The organism is Shinella sp. WSC3-e (assembly GCF_945994535.1).
Lineage (GTDB): Bacteria > Pseudomonadota > Alphaproteobacteria > Rhizobiales > Rhizobiaceae > Shinella > Shinella yambaruensis.
Genome location: NZ_OZ000530.1, coordinates 4,712,732 through 4,724,609, shown reverse-complemented (window position 1 = coordinate 4,724,609; position 11,878 = coordinate 4,712,732). Strand labels below are relative to the sequence as shown.

At 62.7% G+C, this 11,878-nt stretch carries 17 protein-coding genes; 5 read left to right on the top strand and 12 right to left on the bottom strand.

The features are described from left to right. Positions 1-245 precede the first annotated feature (245 nt). From AABF56_RS23175 to AABF56_RS23160, 4 genes are all read right to left on the bottom strand, one after another. Positions 246-746 carry a TIGR00645 family protein gene (locus AABF56_RS23175; RefSeq protein ID WP_244767611.1) on the bottom strand — a complete coding sequence of 167 codons (501 nt, stop codon included), beginning with the start codon at positions 744-746 and terminating at the stop codon, positions 246-248. Positions 747-876: 130 nt separating this feature from the next. Further along, positions 877-1,041, bottom strand: coding sequence for a DUF1328 domain-containing protein (locus AABF56_RS23170; RefSeq protein WP_023514833.1), 165 nt, complete (start codon positions 1,039-1,041; stop codon positions 877-879). Between the two features lie 250 nt (positions 1,042-1,291). Beyond that, positions 1,292-1,489, bottom strand: a complete 198-nt coding sequence (locus AABF56_RS23165) for a CsbD family protein (RefSeq protein ID WP_064332396.1) — start codon at positions 1,487-1,489, stop codon at positions 1,292-1,294. A gap of 81 nt (positions 1,490-1,570) precedes the next feature. Further along, a complete protein-coding gene (locus AABF56_RS23160) occupies positions 1,571-1,906 on the bottom strand; it encodes a hypothetical protein (RefSeq protein ID WP_272804465.1) in 336 nt (111 codons plus the stop codon). Between the two features lie 177 nt (positions 1,907-2,083). On the opposite strand from AABF56_RS23160, the gene AABF56_RS23155 reads away from it, so the two are divergent. Both AABF56_RS23155 and AABF56_RS23150 read left to right on the top strand, forming a co-directional pair. Further along, on the top strand, positions 2,084-2,239 hold the full coding sequence (locus AABF56_RS23155) for a DUF3309 family protein (RefSeq protein WP_023514830.1): 156 nt from the start codon (positions 2,084-2,086) through the stop codon (positions 2,237-2,239). Positions 2,240-2,267: 28 nt separating this feature from the next. Continuing rightward, entirely contained in the window at positions 2,268-2,528 is a 261-nt protein-coding gene (locus tag AABF56_RS23150; protein ID WP_023514829.1) for a YMGG-like glycine zipper-containing protein, read from the top strand. A gap of 79 nt (positions 2,529-2,607) precedes the next feature. Here AABF56_RS23150 and AABF56_RS23145 read toward each other — a convergent pair whose 3' ends face one another. Then, entirely contained in the window at positions 2,608-2,805 is a 198-nt protein-coding gene (locus AABF56_RS23145; protein ID WP_244767609.1) for a NepR family anti-sigma factor, read from the bottom strand. A 149-nt stretch (positions 2,806-2,954) separates the two neighbouring features. Between AABF56_RS23145 and AABF56_RS23140 the strand changes: the two genes are divergently transcribed. Next, positions 2,955-3,755: a response regulator gene (locus tag AABF56_RS23140; RefSeq protein WP_244767608.1), complete on the top strand. Its 801-nt coding sequence runs from the start codon at positions 2,955-2,957 to the stop codon at positions 3,753-3,755. A gap of 68 nt (positions 3,756-3,823) precedes the next feature. Here the strand turns inward: AABF56_RS23140 and AABF56_RS23135 are convergent, their stop codons facing one another. From AABF56_RS23135 to AABF56_RS23105, 7 genes are all read right to left on the bottom strand, one after another. Further along, positions 3,824-4,168 (bottom strand): RidA family protein, encoded by a 345-nt coding sequence (locus tag AABF56_RS23135; protein ID WP_134649753.1) that lies wholly within the window; start codon positions 4,166-4,168, stop codon positions 3,824-3,826. 130 nt (positions 4,169-4,298) lie between these two features. After that, positions 4,299-4,787 (bottom strand): gluconokinase, encoded by a 489-nt coding sequence (locus tag AABF56_RS23130; protein ID WP_272807403.1) that lies wholly within the window; start codon positions 4,785-4,787, stop codon positions 4,299-4,301. Positions 4,788-4,827: 40 nt separating this feature from the next. Further along, positions 4,828-5,658, bottom strand: coding sequence for a dipeptide ABC transporter ATP-binding protein (locus AABF56_RS23125; RefSeq protein WP_244767607.1), 831 nt, complete (start codon positions 5,656-5,658; stop codon positions 4,828-4,830). After that, entirely contained in the window at positions 5,655-6,509 is an 855-nt protein-coding gene (locus tag AABF56_RS23120) for an ABC transporter ATP-binding protein (RefSeq protein WP_272804464.1), read from the bottom strand. The genes AABF56_RS23125 and AABF56_RS23120 overlap by 4 nt, the downstream gene beginning before the upstream one ends. Then, a complete protein-coding gene (locus AABF56_RS23115; protein ID WP_272804463.1) occupies positions 6,509-7,417 on the bottom strand; it encodes an ABC transporter permease subunit in 909 nt (302 codons plus the stop codon). Before AABF56_RS23115 ends, AABF56_RS23120 begins: the two co-directional genes overlap by 1 nt. 10 nt (positions 7,418-7,427) lie before the next feature. Beyond that, the gene (locus AABF56_RS23110) at positions 7,428-8,432 is read right to left on the bottom strand and encodes an ABC transporter permease subunit (protein WP_272804462.1); all 1,005 of its coding nucleotides are present in this window, start codon (positions 8,430-8,432) and stop codon (positions 7,428-7,430) included. A 102-nt stretch (positions 8,433-8,534) separates the two neighbouring features. After that, on the bottom strand, positions 8,535-10,130 hold the full coding sequence (locus tag AABF56_RS23105) for an ABC transporter substrate-binding protein (RefSeq protein ID WP_272804461.1): 1,596 nt from the start codon (positions 10,128-10,130) through the stop codon (positions 8,535-8,537). A gap of 488 nt (positions 10,131-10,618) precedes the next feature. Between AABF56_RS23105 and AABF56_RS23100 the strand changes: the two genes are divergently transcribed. Together AABF56_RS23100 and AABF56_RS23095 are read left to right on the top strand one after the other, a co-directional pair. After that, a complete protein-coding gene (locus AABF56_RS23100) occupies positions 10,619-11,338 on the top strand; it encodes a helix-turn-helix transcriptional regulator (protein WP_244767604.1) in 720 nt (239 codons plus the stop codon). A 125-nt stretch (positions 11,339-11,463) separates the two neighbouring features. Further along, positions 11,464-11,871 carry a response regulator gene (locus tag AABF56_RS23095; protein ID WP_244767603.1) on the top strand — a complete coding sequence of 136 codons (408 nt, stop codon included), beginning with the start codon at positions 11,464-11,466 and terminating at the stop codon, positions 11,869-11,871. Positions 11,872-11,878: the final 7 nt, after the last annotated feature.

The window sequence follows — 11,878 nt, the reverse complement described above, 5'->3', positions numbered from 1 at the left end:
ATTGGCGGACAGAGCCCCGAAAGGCACGAAAACACCCCTCCAGAGCCACGGATCGCCTGCCAAAATCTTGTCCAAATGATCAAAAACCAGAATTCCCGCTGCCATCTGCTCGACGGCAGCACAAATCGACCGGTGCATAGGTGGAATGTCGGGGAAAGGCCGGAACTTTCGCTTGACTTTCCAACAAAGAAAAAGGCGCCGGCGGATGTCTGCGGCGCCCCCTCCCCTGCCGGTCCGGCAAGGCATCAGCCCTTCAGCTTGCCCATGATCTGCTCGAGGAAGCCGAGCAGCACGGCAGAGACAACGAAGGCGAGGTGCATGAGTGTCAGCCACATCAGCTTGGCATCGGTATATTGCTGCACGTTGAGAAAGACCTGCAGCAGGTGGATCGAAGAGATCGCGACGATCGAGGAGGCGACCTTGATCTTCAGGCTGCCGGAATCGAGCTTCCCGAGGAAGGAGACATCGGCCTCGGCATCGTCGAAGCGGCTGACGAAATTCTCGTAGCCGGCGATCATGACCATCAGGATGAGGCTGGCGACCAGTGCGGCGTCGATCAGGCCGAGCATGGCGAGGATCATCTCCGCATCGTCGAAGACGAAGACGTTCATCGCCACCTTGCCGAACTTGTAGAGGAACGACACCGCATAGACGGCAAGCGCCGCGACGAGGCCGAGATAGAAGACCACCAGGATCCAGCGGCTCGACAGGATGATGCGTTCGACCAGGAGTTCGAGGGATTTCATCGATCAGGCTCCAAGGGATTCGGCAAATTCACCCGTTGTTAACCAATGGCTCGAAGCCCCGCAAGGGTCGTTCGCAGATGCAAAAAGGGCGGCGTCCGCGAACGCCGCCCTTTTCCGGTACGCTTCATCCTTATGCCCTTCGGAACAGGCCCGCAATCAGCGAAAGGACCAGAAGGGCCAGGAAGACGAAGAACAGGATCTGTGCGATGCCGGCCGAAGCACCGGCAATGCCGCCGAAGCCGAGCAGGCCGGCGACAAGAGCAATCACGAGAAAGACCACAGCATAATAGAGCATTTTCGAACTCCTTCCTTGTATCGTTGTAGAAACGATGACGCTTGAAAAAGGTTCCCGGCACCCAAACTGAATAGAATGACGTTTTCTTCTTCAAAAAAGCGATGCCGCCGCGGCCCCTCGGCTGCGACGGCATGGCGGTCGTCTATGTGATCGGCGCTGTCCCCGGGGAAATTCCGGCAAACCGGACGTGCCCGGGGTTTTTTACCGCATTGTCCGGCGCCGGAGCGAAGCCGCTTCGGCTGGACATGTGTCAGTGACGGCGCGTCCAGTCGTCGATCTGCCGCTCCGCCTCTTCCTTGGCGAGGCCGTACCGCTGCTGAATCTTGCCCGAAAGCTCGACACGGCGGCCGTTGATGACATCGAGATCGTCGTCGGTGAGCTTGCCCCACTGGGCCTGGGCCTTGCCCTTATACTCGTTCCATTTGCCTTCGATGATGTCCCAGTTCATGTCGCTGTCCTTTCTGTTCCGTTGAACGCATGGCGTTTACCGGAGGGAAACCGGTGGGCGCCGGAAAGGTTCCCCGGCAGGTCAGTGCATCCGTGCCGCACCGCCCGGATAGGCGCTGTCGGCGACGATGACGTCCTTTGCCGGCGGATCGACCTGCCGGACATGGACTTCGAGGCCGTTCTGCCGGCTGAGGCGCCAACTGATCTCGACATCCTCCTCGACCCAGGCGGGATCGACCGCTGCGCAGTGGCCGTGCACGAGGCGCTTGCCGGCGCCCGCTCCGCCGAGCGCCGCCGGCAGCGCGCCGACGCACTCTTCCATGGTCTCGAACGCCACCTGGGGCGCTTGCAGTTCTTCACAGGTGAGGCCGCCATGGCTGCAGCCGACCAGAAGCATGATTGCGGCTATGTGTTCCATTTCACTCTCCATCACCCGCGGGTCACCGCCCATCGGTCGGGACGGGAAACGGAGCGGGGCGATGAAAGTTCCGGGCGTGGCCAATGACGGCGTTGTCACATTTTCGGGAACAAAATCCGTCGCGGCCCGTTGTCGGCCCATCGCTCGAAAGCGAACCGGACGCGAAAGGAAGCACCGATGCTCAGCACCATTCTCCTCGTCATCCTCATCCTGCTTCTGATCGGCGCGCTGCCGAACTGGGGATACAGCCGAAGCTGGGGTTACGGCCCCTCCGGCGGCCTCGGGCTGATCGTGCTCATCCTTCTCATCCTCGTCCTCATGGGACGTATCTGATCCCCAAACCAAGCCAGGAGCCGGAACCATGAAGAACACCATCATCGCGCTTGCCCTTGTCGCCTCCACGGTGACGCTCACCGCCTGCACCCAGACCGAGCGCGGCACCGCGATCGGCGCGGGCACGGGCGCCATCATCGGCGGCGTCGTCACCGGCCGTGCCGGCGGCGCGCTTGCGGGGGCGGCGATCGGCGGCGCGGCGGGCTATCTCATCGCCCGCTCCGACCGCAGCGGCTACTGCATCTACCGCGACCGCTACGGCCGCCGCTACGAAGCACGCTGCCGCTGACACGGCGCCGGATCACCAAAAAGGAAACGGGCCCTCGGGCCCGTTTCTTGATGTCTGGAACTGGAAGGAATGGATGTTTTCAGGAACCGCTCTTGGCCCGGCGCTCGGCCTCGTCGAGCTTTTCCAGAAGATCGAGAAGGCGATCGGGCACGGGTTCCGTCTCGATCACATCGTAGAAGGATTTGAGCTTGCGGCCGACCGGGCCGTTCGGGTCGAACGCAGCCTTGACGGGTGCCTCCCGCCGCGCGCGCTTCTTCTCTTTACCTGGCTCGATCATGGCCTTGTTTCCATCCGATGCCACCCGCTATCTTCCTTTTGCCCAAGATTCCCAATAGCAAGTCAGACTTAGAATGCTAGTAATAGGTTTCCGCATGGTGAATTCTAGCGGAAACGGTTCCGATGCGGAACATATTCAGGGAGAACTAAATGTCACTTTCCACCCGTATCGCACCGCATCTCGCCTATCTCAGGCGGTTTTCCCGTGCCGTGACGGGCTCCCAGACCTCGGGCGACGCCTATGTCGCGGCCATGCTCGAAGCGCTCGTTGCCGATATCACGCTCTATCCGGAGGGGCGAAGCGACCGGATTGCGCTCTACCGGCTCTATTGCACGCTCTTCGAAAATCTCGACGTGACGCTGCCGGACAACACATCCCCCTTCGGCTGGGAGCGCCAGGCGGCCGCCAACCTCGCGAACCTGCCGCCGGCGGAACGCAAGGCCTTCCTGCTGGTCGCCGTCGAGGGCTTCGACCTTGCCGAAGGCGCGGACATCCTCGACATATCGGAAGAACGCTTCGCCGCCCTGCTCGACGAGGCCTCGCGCGACATCTCGCGGCAGGTGGCGACCGACATCATGATCATAGAGGACGAGCCGCTGATCGCCATGGACATCGAGGACATGGTGAAGGGTCTCGGCCACAATGTGACGGGTATCGCGCGCACCCATTCGGAGGCGGTGGAGCTCTACCACCGCACCTCGCCGCGCATGGTTCTGGCCGATATCCAGCTCGCCGACGGCAGCTCGGGCATCGATGCGGTGAACGACATTCTGAAGAACAGCACGATCCCGGTAATCTTCATCACCGCCTTCCCGGAAAGGCTGCTCACCGGCGAGAAGCCCGAGCCGGCCTTCCTCGTCACCAAGCCGTTCAATCCGGACATGGTGAAGGCGCTGATCAGCCAGGCCCTGTTCTTCGACGAGCAGGCGCGGCTGGCGAAATCGGCCTGAAGGCGAAGTCCAGAAATGAGAAAGGCCCGCTTGCGCGGGCCTTTTCCGTTTCAGCCGAAACGCGGGGTTTAAAGCGCGGCGACGACGATGACTTCGACGAGGTAGTCCGGGGTTGCCAGCTTGGATTCGCCGGTGGCGCGGGCCGGGGTGTGGCCCTGCGGCGCCCAGGCGTCCCAGACGGCGTTCATCTTGGAAAAGTCGGCCATGTCGGCGAGCCAGATCTGGGCGGAGAGGATGCGGGTCTTGTCCGTGCCGGCGAGCGCCAGCAGGCGATCGACTTCGGCAAGCGCCTGCTTCGTCTGCTCGGTGACGTCCGAACCCGCCTCGCCGACCTGGCCGGCCAGATAGACGGTGCCGTTGTGCACGACGGCCTGGCTCATGCGCGGGCCGGTTTCAAAGCGTTTGATATCCATGTCTCGTTCCTGTCAGGTCTTGAAATTCTTGGCGGGAGGCCGCCGGCACGCAAAGCCTGCGGCCCGCCGTCTATACGAGGCCGCGCGCGCGGGCGCCAGTGGCAGGGTGGGGAAATTCCCCGCACCGGGGTCAGCCCAATGCCTTCAACCCATCGAGCGCCGCAGCGACGATCGCTGCGACGGAGGCGTCGATCCCGACGGTCACGACACCCGGTTCGCCGGACGGATCCTCCAGCGTGGCAAGCTGGCTGTCGAGCAGGCTCGCGGGCATGAAATGACCGTGCCGTGCCGCCATGCGGGTCATGAGCAGATCGCGGCTGCCCTTGAGGAAGACGAAGGCGAGCGGCCCGCCGGCAGCCCGGCGCAGGCGGTCGCGATAGGCCCCTTTCAGGGCCGAGCAGGAGACGACGACGGTTTTTCCGGCGCCAAGGCTTTCGGCAAGCGCCCGGCCGATCGTGTCGAGCCAGGGCCAGCGGTCCTCGTCCGTCAACGGGATGCCGCGGGACATCTTCTCGACATTGCCGGCGGGATGCAGGCTGTCGCCTTCGATGAAGGCGACACCGAGGGCGGCGGCAAGGCCCTCGGCGACGGAGGTCTTGCCGGAGCCGGAAACGCCCATGACGACGATCGCGCGGGCCGCCGTCACGGGCTGTCCGTCCTTACGCCACGCGCTTGCGGCGTTCGATGCGGGCGCGGATGGCGTCCACATCGACGCGGGGCGTCGCGGCGAAGAGGGTCTTCGTGTAGCTGTGCTGCGGGTTTCCGAACACCTGGTCGCGGCTGCCGTATTCCACCGCCTCGCCGAAATACATCACCATCACGTCGTCCGCGATGTGGCGCACGACCGAAAGGTCGTGGCTGATGAAGACATAGGTGAGCTTGAACTCGTCCTGCAGGTCGGCGAGTAGGTTCAGCACCTGGGCCTGGACCGAAAGGTCGAGCGCCGAGACCGGCTCGTCGAGCACCAGAAGGCGCGGATTGAGCATCAGCGCGCGGGCGATCGCCACGCGCTGGCGCTGGCCGCCGGAGAACATGTGCGGATAGCGCCCGTAATGCTTCTCCTCCAGGCCCACCTTCTTCAGCATGGCCATGGCGCGGTCGCGCCGCTCGCCCGCCGGCACCTTGGTGTTGATGACCAGCGGCTCCGTCAGGATGTCGCCGATCTTCTTGCGCGGGTTGAGCGAACCATAGGGGTTCTGGAAGACGATCTGCACCTTGCTGCGCATTTCGGCCGTCAGCGGCTCATGCGCGATATCGACCTTGCGGCCGTCGATCAGCATGTCGCCTTCGGTGATCGGATCGATCATCGTGACCATGCGGGCAAGGGTGGACTTGCCGCAGCCGCTTTCGCCGACGATGGCGAGCGTCTTGCCCTGCTCGACCGTAAAGCTCACGCCCTTGACGGCGTGAACGGTCTTGGCCGGTTTGAACAGGCTTCCCGGGATATGGTAGTCGCGCTTCAGGTTCCGTGCTTCGAGAACAGGGGTCATCGGACTGCTCCTGCGAAAATCTCGGCGTCGGTCAGCTTTTCCGTGATCGTCGGCAGGCGCTCGCCGGTGGCATTTTCCGGCAGGGCCGAAAGCAGCGCCTTGGTATAGACGCTCTTCGGGGCCGAGAAGAGCGACAGCACGTCGGCCTCCTCGATCTGGCGGCCCTTGTACTGCACGATGACGCGATCGGCGGTTTCGGCGACGACGCCCATGTCATGGGTGATGATGATGAGGCCCATGCCGTGTTCGGCCTGCAGCTTCATCAGGAGGTCGAGGATCTGCTTCTGGATCGTCACGTCGAGCGCGGTGGTCGGCTCGTCGGCGATGAGCAGCTTCGGATTGCAGGCAAGGGCGGTCGCGATCATCACGCGCTGGCACTGGCCGCCCGACATCTGGTGCGGGAAGTGGCCGAGGCGTTCTTCCGGGTTCGGAATACCGACCGACTGGAAGAGTTCGATCGCCCGGTCGCGCCGCGCCTTGCGGGAGAGATCCGTGTGGATGCGCAGCACTTCCTCGATCTGGTAGCCGACCGTGAAGCAAGGGTTGAGGCTGGCGATCGGCTCCTGGAAGATCATGGCGATGTCCTTGCCGATGATCTTGCGCCGGTCGCTGTCCGACATGGCCTGCATGTCGCGGCCGTTGAAGGTGAGGACGTCGGCAGTCACCTTCGCCGTCCACGGGAGAAGCCCCATGGCGGCGAGCATGGAGACCGACTTGCCCGAGCCGGATTCGCCGACGATGGCGAGCACTTCGCCCTCGTCGACCTTGAGCGAAACGCCGTCCACGGCGCGGAAAGGACCGGAGGCCGTCTGGAATTCGACGATGAGGTTTTTGACTTCAAGAAGCGACATCACGACCTCTTCAGCTTGGGATCGAGGGCGTCGCGCAGGCCGTCACCCATGAGGTTGATGGCAAGCACGGTGATGAGGATGGCAAGGCCGGGGAAGGTGACGACCCACCAGGCGCGCTGGATGAATTCGCGCGCCTCGGCGAGCATCGTGCCCCATTCCGGCGTCGGCGGCTGGGCACCCATGCCGAGGAAGCCGAGCGCGGCCGCATCGAGGATCGCCGCCGAGAAGGCGAGCGTCGCCTGGACGATGAGCGGCGCAAGGCAGTTCGGCAGGATCGTCATGAACATCAGGCGCAAGGTGCCGGCGCCGGCCACCTTCGAGCCGACGACATAGTCCTTCGACTTCTCCGTCATGACAGCCGCACGCGTCAGGCGCACGAAATGCGGCTGGTTGACGAGCGAGATGGCGATCATGGCGTTGAGCAGACCGGGGCCGAGAACCGCCACCAGCACGAGGGCGAGCAGCAGCGAGGGGAACGCCAGGATGATGTCCATGATGCGCATGATGAAGGTATCGACCTTGCCGCGGAAATAGCCGGCGACGAGACCGATCAGCACGCCCGAGACCACCGACAGTGTCACGACGACGAGACCGATGAAGAGCGAGAAGCGTGCGCCGTAGATGAGGCGCGAGAGGATATCGCGGCCGACGGCGTCGGTGCCGAGAATGTGCCCCCACATGCCGCCCTGCTGGAAGACCGGCGGCAGGAGAAGCAGCTCGCGGTTCTGGCTGCTCGGGCTGTGCGGCGCGACGAAGGGCGCGAAGACCGCGACGAACAGGATGACCAGGAAGACAAAGAGGCCGATGACGGCGCCCTTGTTGCGCGAGAAATAGAACCAGAATTCGGAAAGGCCCGAGGGCCGCGTGCCACCCGTCTTGGTGTCGGCCGTGTTTTGAACCGTGCTCATGGATCGCCTCCTAGTGCCGGATACGCGGGTTGACCCAGCCGTAAAGCAGGTCGACCACGAGGTTGACGATCATGATGACGGCGGCGATCAGCATCAGGCCACCCTGCACCACGGCATAGTCGCGCTTGAAGACGCTGTCGACCATCCACTTGCCGATGCCCGGCCAGGAGAAGATCGTCTCGGTGAGGATGGCGCCCGCGAGCAGCACGCCGACCTGCAGGCCGATCGTGGTGATGACGGGGATCATCGCATTGCGCAGGGCATGGATGCCGATGACGCGGAACGGCGACAGGCCCTTGGCGCGGGCGGTGCGGACATAGTCCTCGCCGAGCACTTCGAGCATGGCCGAGCGGGTCTGGCGCGCGATGACGGCGAGCGGGATCGTCGCAAGCACGATCGTCGGCAGGATCAGGTAGGTGACCGCCGACTTGAACGCCCCCGCCTGGCCCGAGATCAGGCTGTCGATCAGCATGAAGCCGGTGACCTGCGGGAAGAAGTACATCAGCGAGATGCGTCCCGAGACCGGCGTCCAGCCGAGATAGCCGGAGAAGAAGATGATGAGCAGCAGGCCCCACCAGAAGATCGGCATCGAATAGCCGACGAGCGCGACGCCCATGATCGACTGGTCGAGCCAGGTCCCCCGCTTCACCGCGGCCAGCACGCCGGCCGGAATGCCGAGCACGACGGCGAGGATGATCGCGCAGAGCGAGAGCTCGATCGTCGCCGGGAAGAGCTGAAGGAAGTCATCGAGAACCGGGCGCTTGGTGACGATGGACGAACCGAAGTCGCCCGTCAGCAGGCCTGCGAGATAATCGAAGTACTGGATGTACATGGGCCGGTCGAGGCCGAGCTGGTGCATAAGCTCGGCGTGTCGTTCCGGCGACATCACGCGTTCGCCCGACATCAGCATGACCGGGTCGCCCGGCAGAAGGCGGATGAAGGAGAACGCGATGAGCGATACCCCGAGGAACGTGGGTATCAGGACGGCGAGCCGTCCGAAGATAAAGCGAAACATGGGAGCCAATCCCTTCTTATTTTGAAAAACCGGCGGCCCGAATCTCTTCGAGCCGCCGGCCACTGCACGCTCTTTGCGGCGTGCCCTTTCTCGTAGCCGATATTACTCGGCGATGTCCACGCCTTCGAAGACGAAGTCGCCGAGCGGGGACTGGACGAAGCCCGAAACCTTCTTGCTCATCGGAACGACGGCAAGCGAATGGTCGATGGTGTTCCACGGCGCTTCGCGCTTGAAGATCACCTGGGCTTCCTCATAGAGCTTCGTGCGCTCTGCGACGTCGGCGGTTTCCTTCGCCTTCGTCATCAGGTCGTCGAATTCCTTGTTGCACCACTGCGCGCGGTTGTTGCCGCCGACGGCATCGCAGCCGAGCAGGGTGTCGAGGAAGTTGTCCGGGTCGCCGTTGTCGCCCGTCCAGCCGAGCATGACCGCACCGTCGCGGTCCTTGTCGGAGGAGAGCTTCAGGTATTCGGCCCACTCATAGGAGACGATCTCGACCTCGACGCCGATCTTGGCAAGGTCGGCCTGCATCAGTTCCGCCGCGCGGCGGGCGTTCAGCATGTAGGGACGGGCTACCGGCATGGCCCAGATTTTCATCTTGAGGCCGGAGACACCGGCATCCTCGAGCATCTTCTTGGCGGCTTCCGGATCGTACTTGTCGTCTTCGACGGCATCGTTGTACGACCACATGGTCGGCGGGATCGGGTTCTTGGCGACGGTCGCGGCGCCCTGGAAGACGGCGTCGACGATGGCCTGCTTGTTGACCGCCATGTTGAGGGCCTTGCGGACCTCGACCTTGTCGAACGGCGCGACGAGCGTGTTATAGGCGAGGTAGGCGACGTTGAGGCCGGCCTGCTCGGAGATGTTGAGGTTCGGATCGGCCTTCAGCTCGGCGACGTCGGCAGCGTTCGGATAGGACATCAGGTGGCATTCGCCGGCCTTCAGCTTCTGCGCGCGAACGGCGGCATCCGTGGTGATCGCGAAGACGAGGTCGTCGATCGCCTGCTTGCCGCCCCAGTAATCCGGGTTGGCCTTGTAGCGGATGGCAGCATCCGGCTGATAGGCGACGAAGGTGAACGGACCGGTGCCGAGCGGCTGCTGGTTCATCAGCTCCATCTTGCCGTCAGCCTGCAGCTTGTCGGCATATTCCTTCGAGACGATCGAGATGAAGGGCATGCCGAGGTTGGCGAGCAGCGGCGCTTCCGGGCGCTTCAGCGTGATCTTGACCGTCAGGTCGTCGATCTTCTCGATCTTCTCGATGACATCGGGCAGGCCCATGCCGGAGAAGTATTCCCAGGATGCGCCCGGCACGTACTTGTTCCAGGCGTTATCTTCCTTGTACTGGCGCTCGAAGGAGAAGATCACGTCGTCTGCGTTCAGCTCACGCGACGGGGTGAAATACTCGGTCGTCTGGAACTTCACGCCCTTGCGGAGCTTGAAGGTGTATTCCTTGCCGTCAGCCGAAATATCCCAGCTCTCGGCCAGCGCAGGCTCGATTTCCGTCGTGCCGCGCTTGAATTCCACCAAGCGGTTGTAAACCGTGTGCGCGGCCGCGTCGAAGGTCTGGCCGCCCGTGTAAAGACCGGGGTCGAAGCCTTCCGGCGAGGCTTCCGAGCAGTAGACGAAGGTCTTCGACCAGGCGGCCGTACCCATCAACGAGGCAAGCGCCGTCGCTGCGAGGAGAGTAGTCAGCTTTTTCATAGTGAGCTTCCCAGGTTTGCTTTTTTGTTCTCTTGTGCGGGCTCGGGTGCGGTTCCAGCCCCGGCCTTGCGCGGATGGAACGACATTTGCCGCAGGATTGCAATAAGTCCGCGAACAAATTTGTCCAAACGGAAAAATCCTCGGAACATTATTCTCCACAGCATTAGAAACGGCTTCAAAAGCAACGCGAATCACCCGCCGCTTTCCTGTCAATCCCGACCTGAACGGATGGCGCCGTCGCGCCCGCCGCGTCATAACGGGACAACGAGGCAAGAGGGGCGGCCCTTCGCGGCCCGGCGCTGTGGCGGCAGGGCGGGGCAAAAAAGCGAAGGGCCGCCCCTCTTACATTTTCTCTTTTCTTTTCAATATCTTGCCAGAAGCGCGGGAAAAAAGTGCCCTGCGCGCGTGAAATTGTCCCGTAAAACCCTTTGCCGCCAGAGATTGCGGCGTTAGATTTGGACGCGTGGAATCCCAGGGATAGAGACCACGTGCCCGTCTTGAACAAACACTACCGGCGCTACGATTTCGAAAGCGATCTTGAGAAGGCTCTCAATCGCGTCGATTTCTTTCGCATCTTCCATACCCTGGCGCTGCGTTACGGCTTCGAACACTTCGGGATACTCCAGCTGGCCAACGAGCACGAGACCAGCCACCTTGCCGGTCGCCTCGTGCTGCACGACCTGCCGGCCGGCCTTGCCGAAACCTATGACAAACGCCACCGCCTCAACGATTCCGCCATCTTCAAGAGCTTCTACAAGTCGACGATCCCGACCGTCTGGCGAAGCGACGACCCGCCCGAAAACGGCACGGTCGGCAGCAGCGACTTCCTCGACCAGATCGGCTTCGACATGGCGCTCGCCATTCCGGTCCATTCGATCGCCGGCACGCGCTATGTGGTGCTTTTCCTCGGCGACGGCGAGGATATCGGCCGCAGCGCCCATTACGAGATCTGCTACGAAGCGAACTGCGCCTTCGACTATTTCTACCGCAAGGTGCTCGCCAACAAGGCCGGCATGGGCCTGACGCCGCGCGAGACGGAAATCCTGCGCTGGATCTCCTACGGCAAGACGGCGAGCGAGATCGCCCTCATCGTCTCGGTCTCCGAACACACGGTGAATTCGCACACGGCGACGATCCTGAAAAAACTCGACGTGGTGAACCGCACGCAAATGGTCGCGAAAGCGATCCGCGAGCAGATCATCCAGTAGCGTCACAAAACAGCACCGTGACGCCGGAGATAGCAGAGTTAGGGACTTGTTAATGGTCGCGGCCTGGATGAGAGTAGCCGCGGCCTCCGGCCAACCATTCGATGCAATCAGGTTCACCCACCGCCATGACCGCACCCGTGCAAATCCTGCTTGTCGATGACGACCCTGCGGAAAACGTCATCCTCAGCGCGCTGATGCGCAAGGTCTCGAGCTATGCGATCACGCTCAACTATGTGGAGACGGTGGAGGCGGCGCTCGATTTCATCCGCGCGTCCGGCGTGCAGCTGGACATGATCCTGATGGACAACCGGCTCCAGCCCCAGGCGGATTTTCGCGAGACGGTGCCGGAGCTCAGGCGCAACGGCTATATCGGCCCGGTCGGCGTCATTTCGTCGTCGATCAGCGATGCCTATTTCCAGAAGATTGACGACTACGGCGTCGACTTCCGCATCGACAAGGCCGAACTCGATCCGACGGCCATCGAATTCATCCTGCAGGAATATGTGAAGCGCGACGTCGGCGCCGGGGAATAACCGCCGG

Coding starts and splice junctions, on each gene's coding strand:
- AABF56_RS23175 (WP_244767611.1), bottom strand. CDS start 746: ATGAAATCCCTCGAACTCCTGGTCGAACGCATCATCCTGTCGAGCCGC.
- AABF56_RS23170 (WP_023514833.1), bottom strand. CDS start 1,041: ATGCTCTATTATGCTGTGGTCTTTCTCGTGATTGCTCTTGTCGCCGGC.
- AABF56_RS23165 (WP_064332396.1), bottom strand. CDS start 1,489: ATGAACTGGGACATCATCGAAGGCAAATGGAACGAGTATAAGGGCAAG.
- AABF56_RS23160 (WP_272804465.1), bottom strand. CDS start 1,906: ATGGAACACATAGCCGCAATCATGCTTCTGGTCGGCTGCAGCCATGGC.
- AABF56_RS23155 (WP_023514830.1), top strand. CDS start 2,084: ATGCTCAGCACCATTCTCCTCGTCATCCTCATCCTGCTTCTGATCGGC.
- AABF56_RS23150 (WP_023514829.1), top strand. CDS start 2,268: ATGAAGAACACCATCATCGCGCTTGCCCTTGTCGCCTCCACGGTGACG.
- AABF56_RS23145 (WP_244767609.1), bottom strand. CDS start 2,805: ATGATCGAGCCAGGTAAAGAGAAGAAGCGCGCGCGGCGGGAGGCACCC.
- AABF56_RS23140 (WP_244767608.1), top strand. CDS start 2,955: ATGTCACTTTCCACCCGTATCGCACCGCATCTCGCCTATCTCAGGCGG.
- AABF56_RS23135 (WP_134649753.1), bottom strand. CDS start 4,168: ATGGATATCAAACGCTTTGAAACCGGCCCGCGCATGAGCCAGGCCGTC.
- AABF56_RS23130 (WP_272807403.1), bottom strand. CDS start 4,787: ATGGGCGTTTCCGGCTCCGGCAAGACCTCCGTCGCCGAGGGCCTTGCC.
- AABF56_RS23125 (WP_244767607.1), bottom strand. CDS start 5,658: ATGACCCCTGTTCTCGAAGCACGGAACCTGAAGCGCGACTACCATATC.
- AABF56_RS23120 (WP_272804464.1), bottom strand. CDS start 6,509: ATGTCGCTTCTTGAAGTCAAAAACCTCATCGTCGAATTCCAGACGGCC.
- AABF56_RS23115 (WP_272804463.1), bottom strand. CDS start 7,417: ATGAGCACGGTTCAAAACACGGCCGACACCAAGACGGGTGGCACGCGG.
- AABF56_RS23110 (WP_272804462.1), bottom strand. CDS start 8,432: ATGTTTCGCTTTATCTTCGGACGGCTCGCCGTCCTGATACCCACGTTC.
- AABF56_RS23105 (WP_272804461.1), bottom strand. CDS start 10,130: ATGAAAAAGCTGACTACTCTCCTCGCAGCGACGGCGCTTGCCTCGTTG.
- AABF56_RS23095 (WP_244767603.1), top strand. CDS start 11,464: ATGACCGCACCCGTGCAAATCCTGCTTGTCGATGACGACCCTGCGGAA.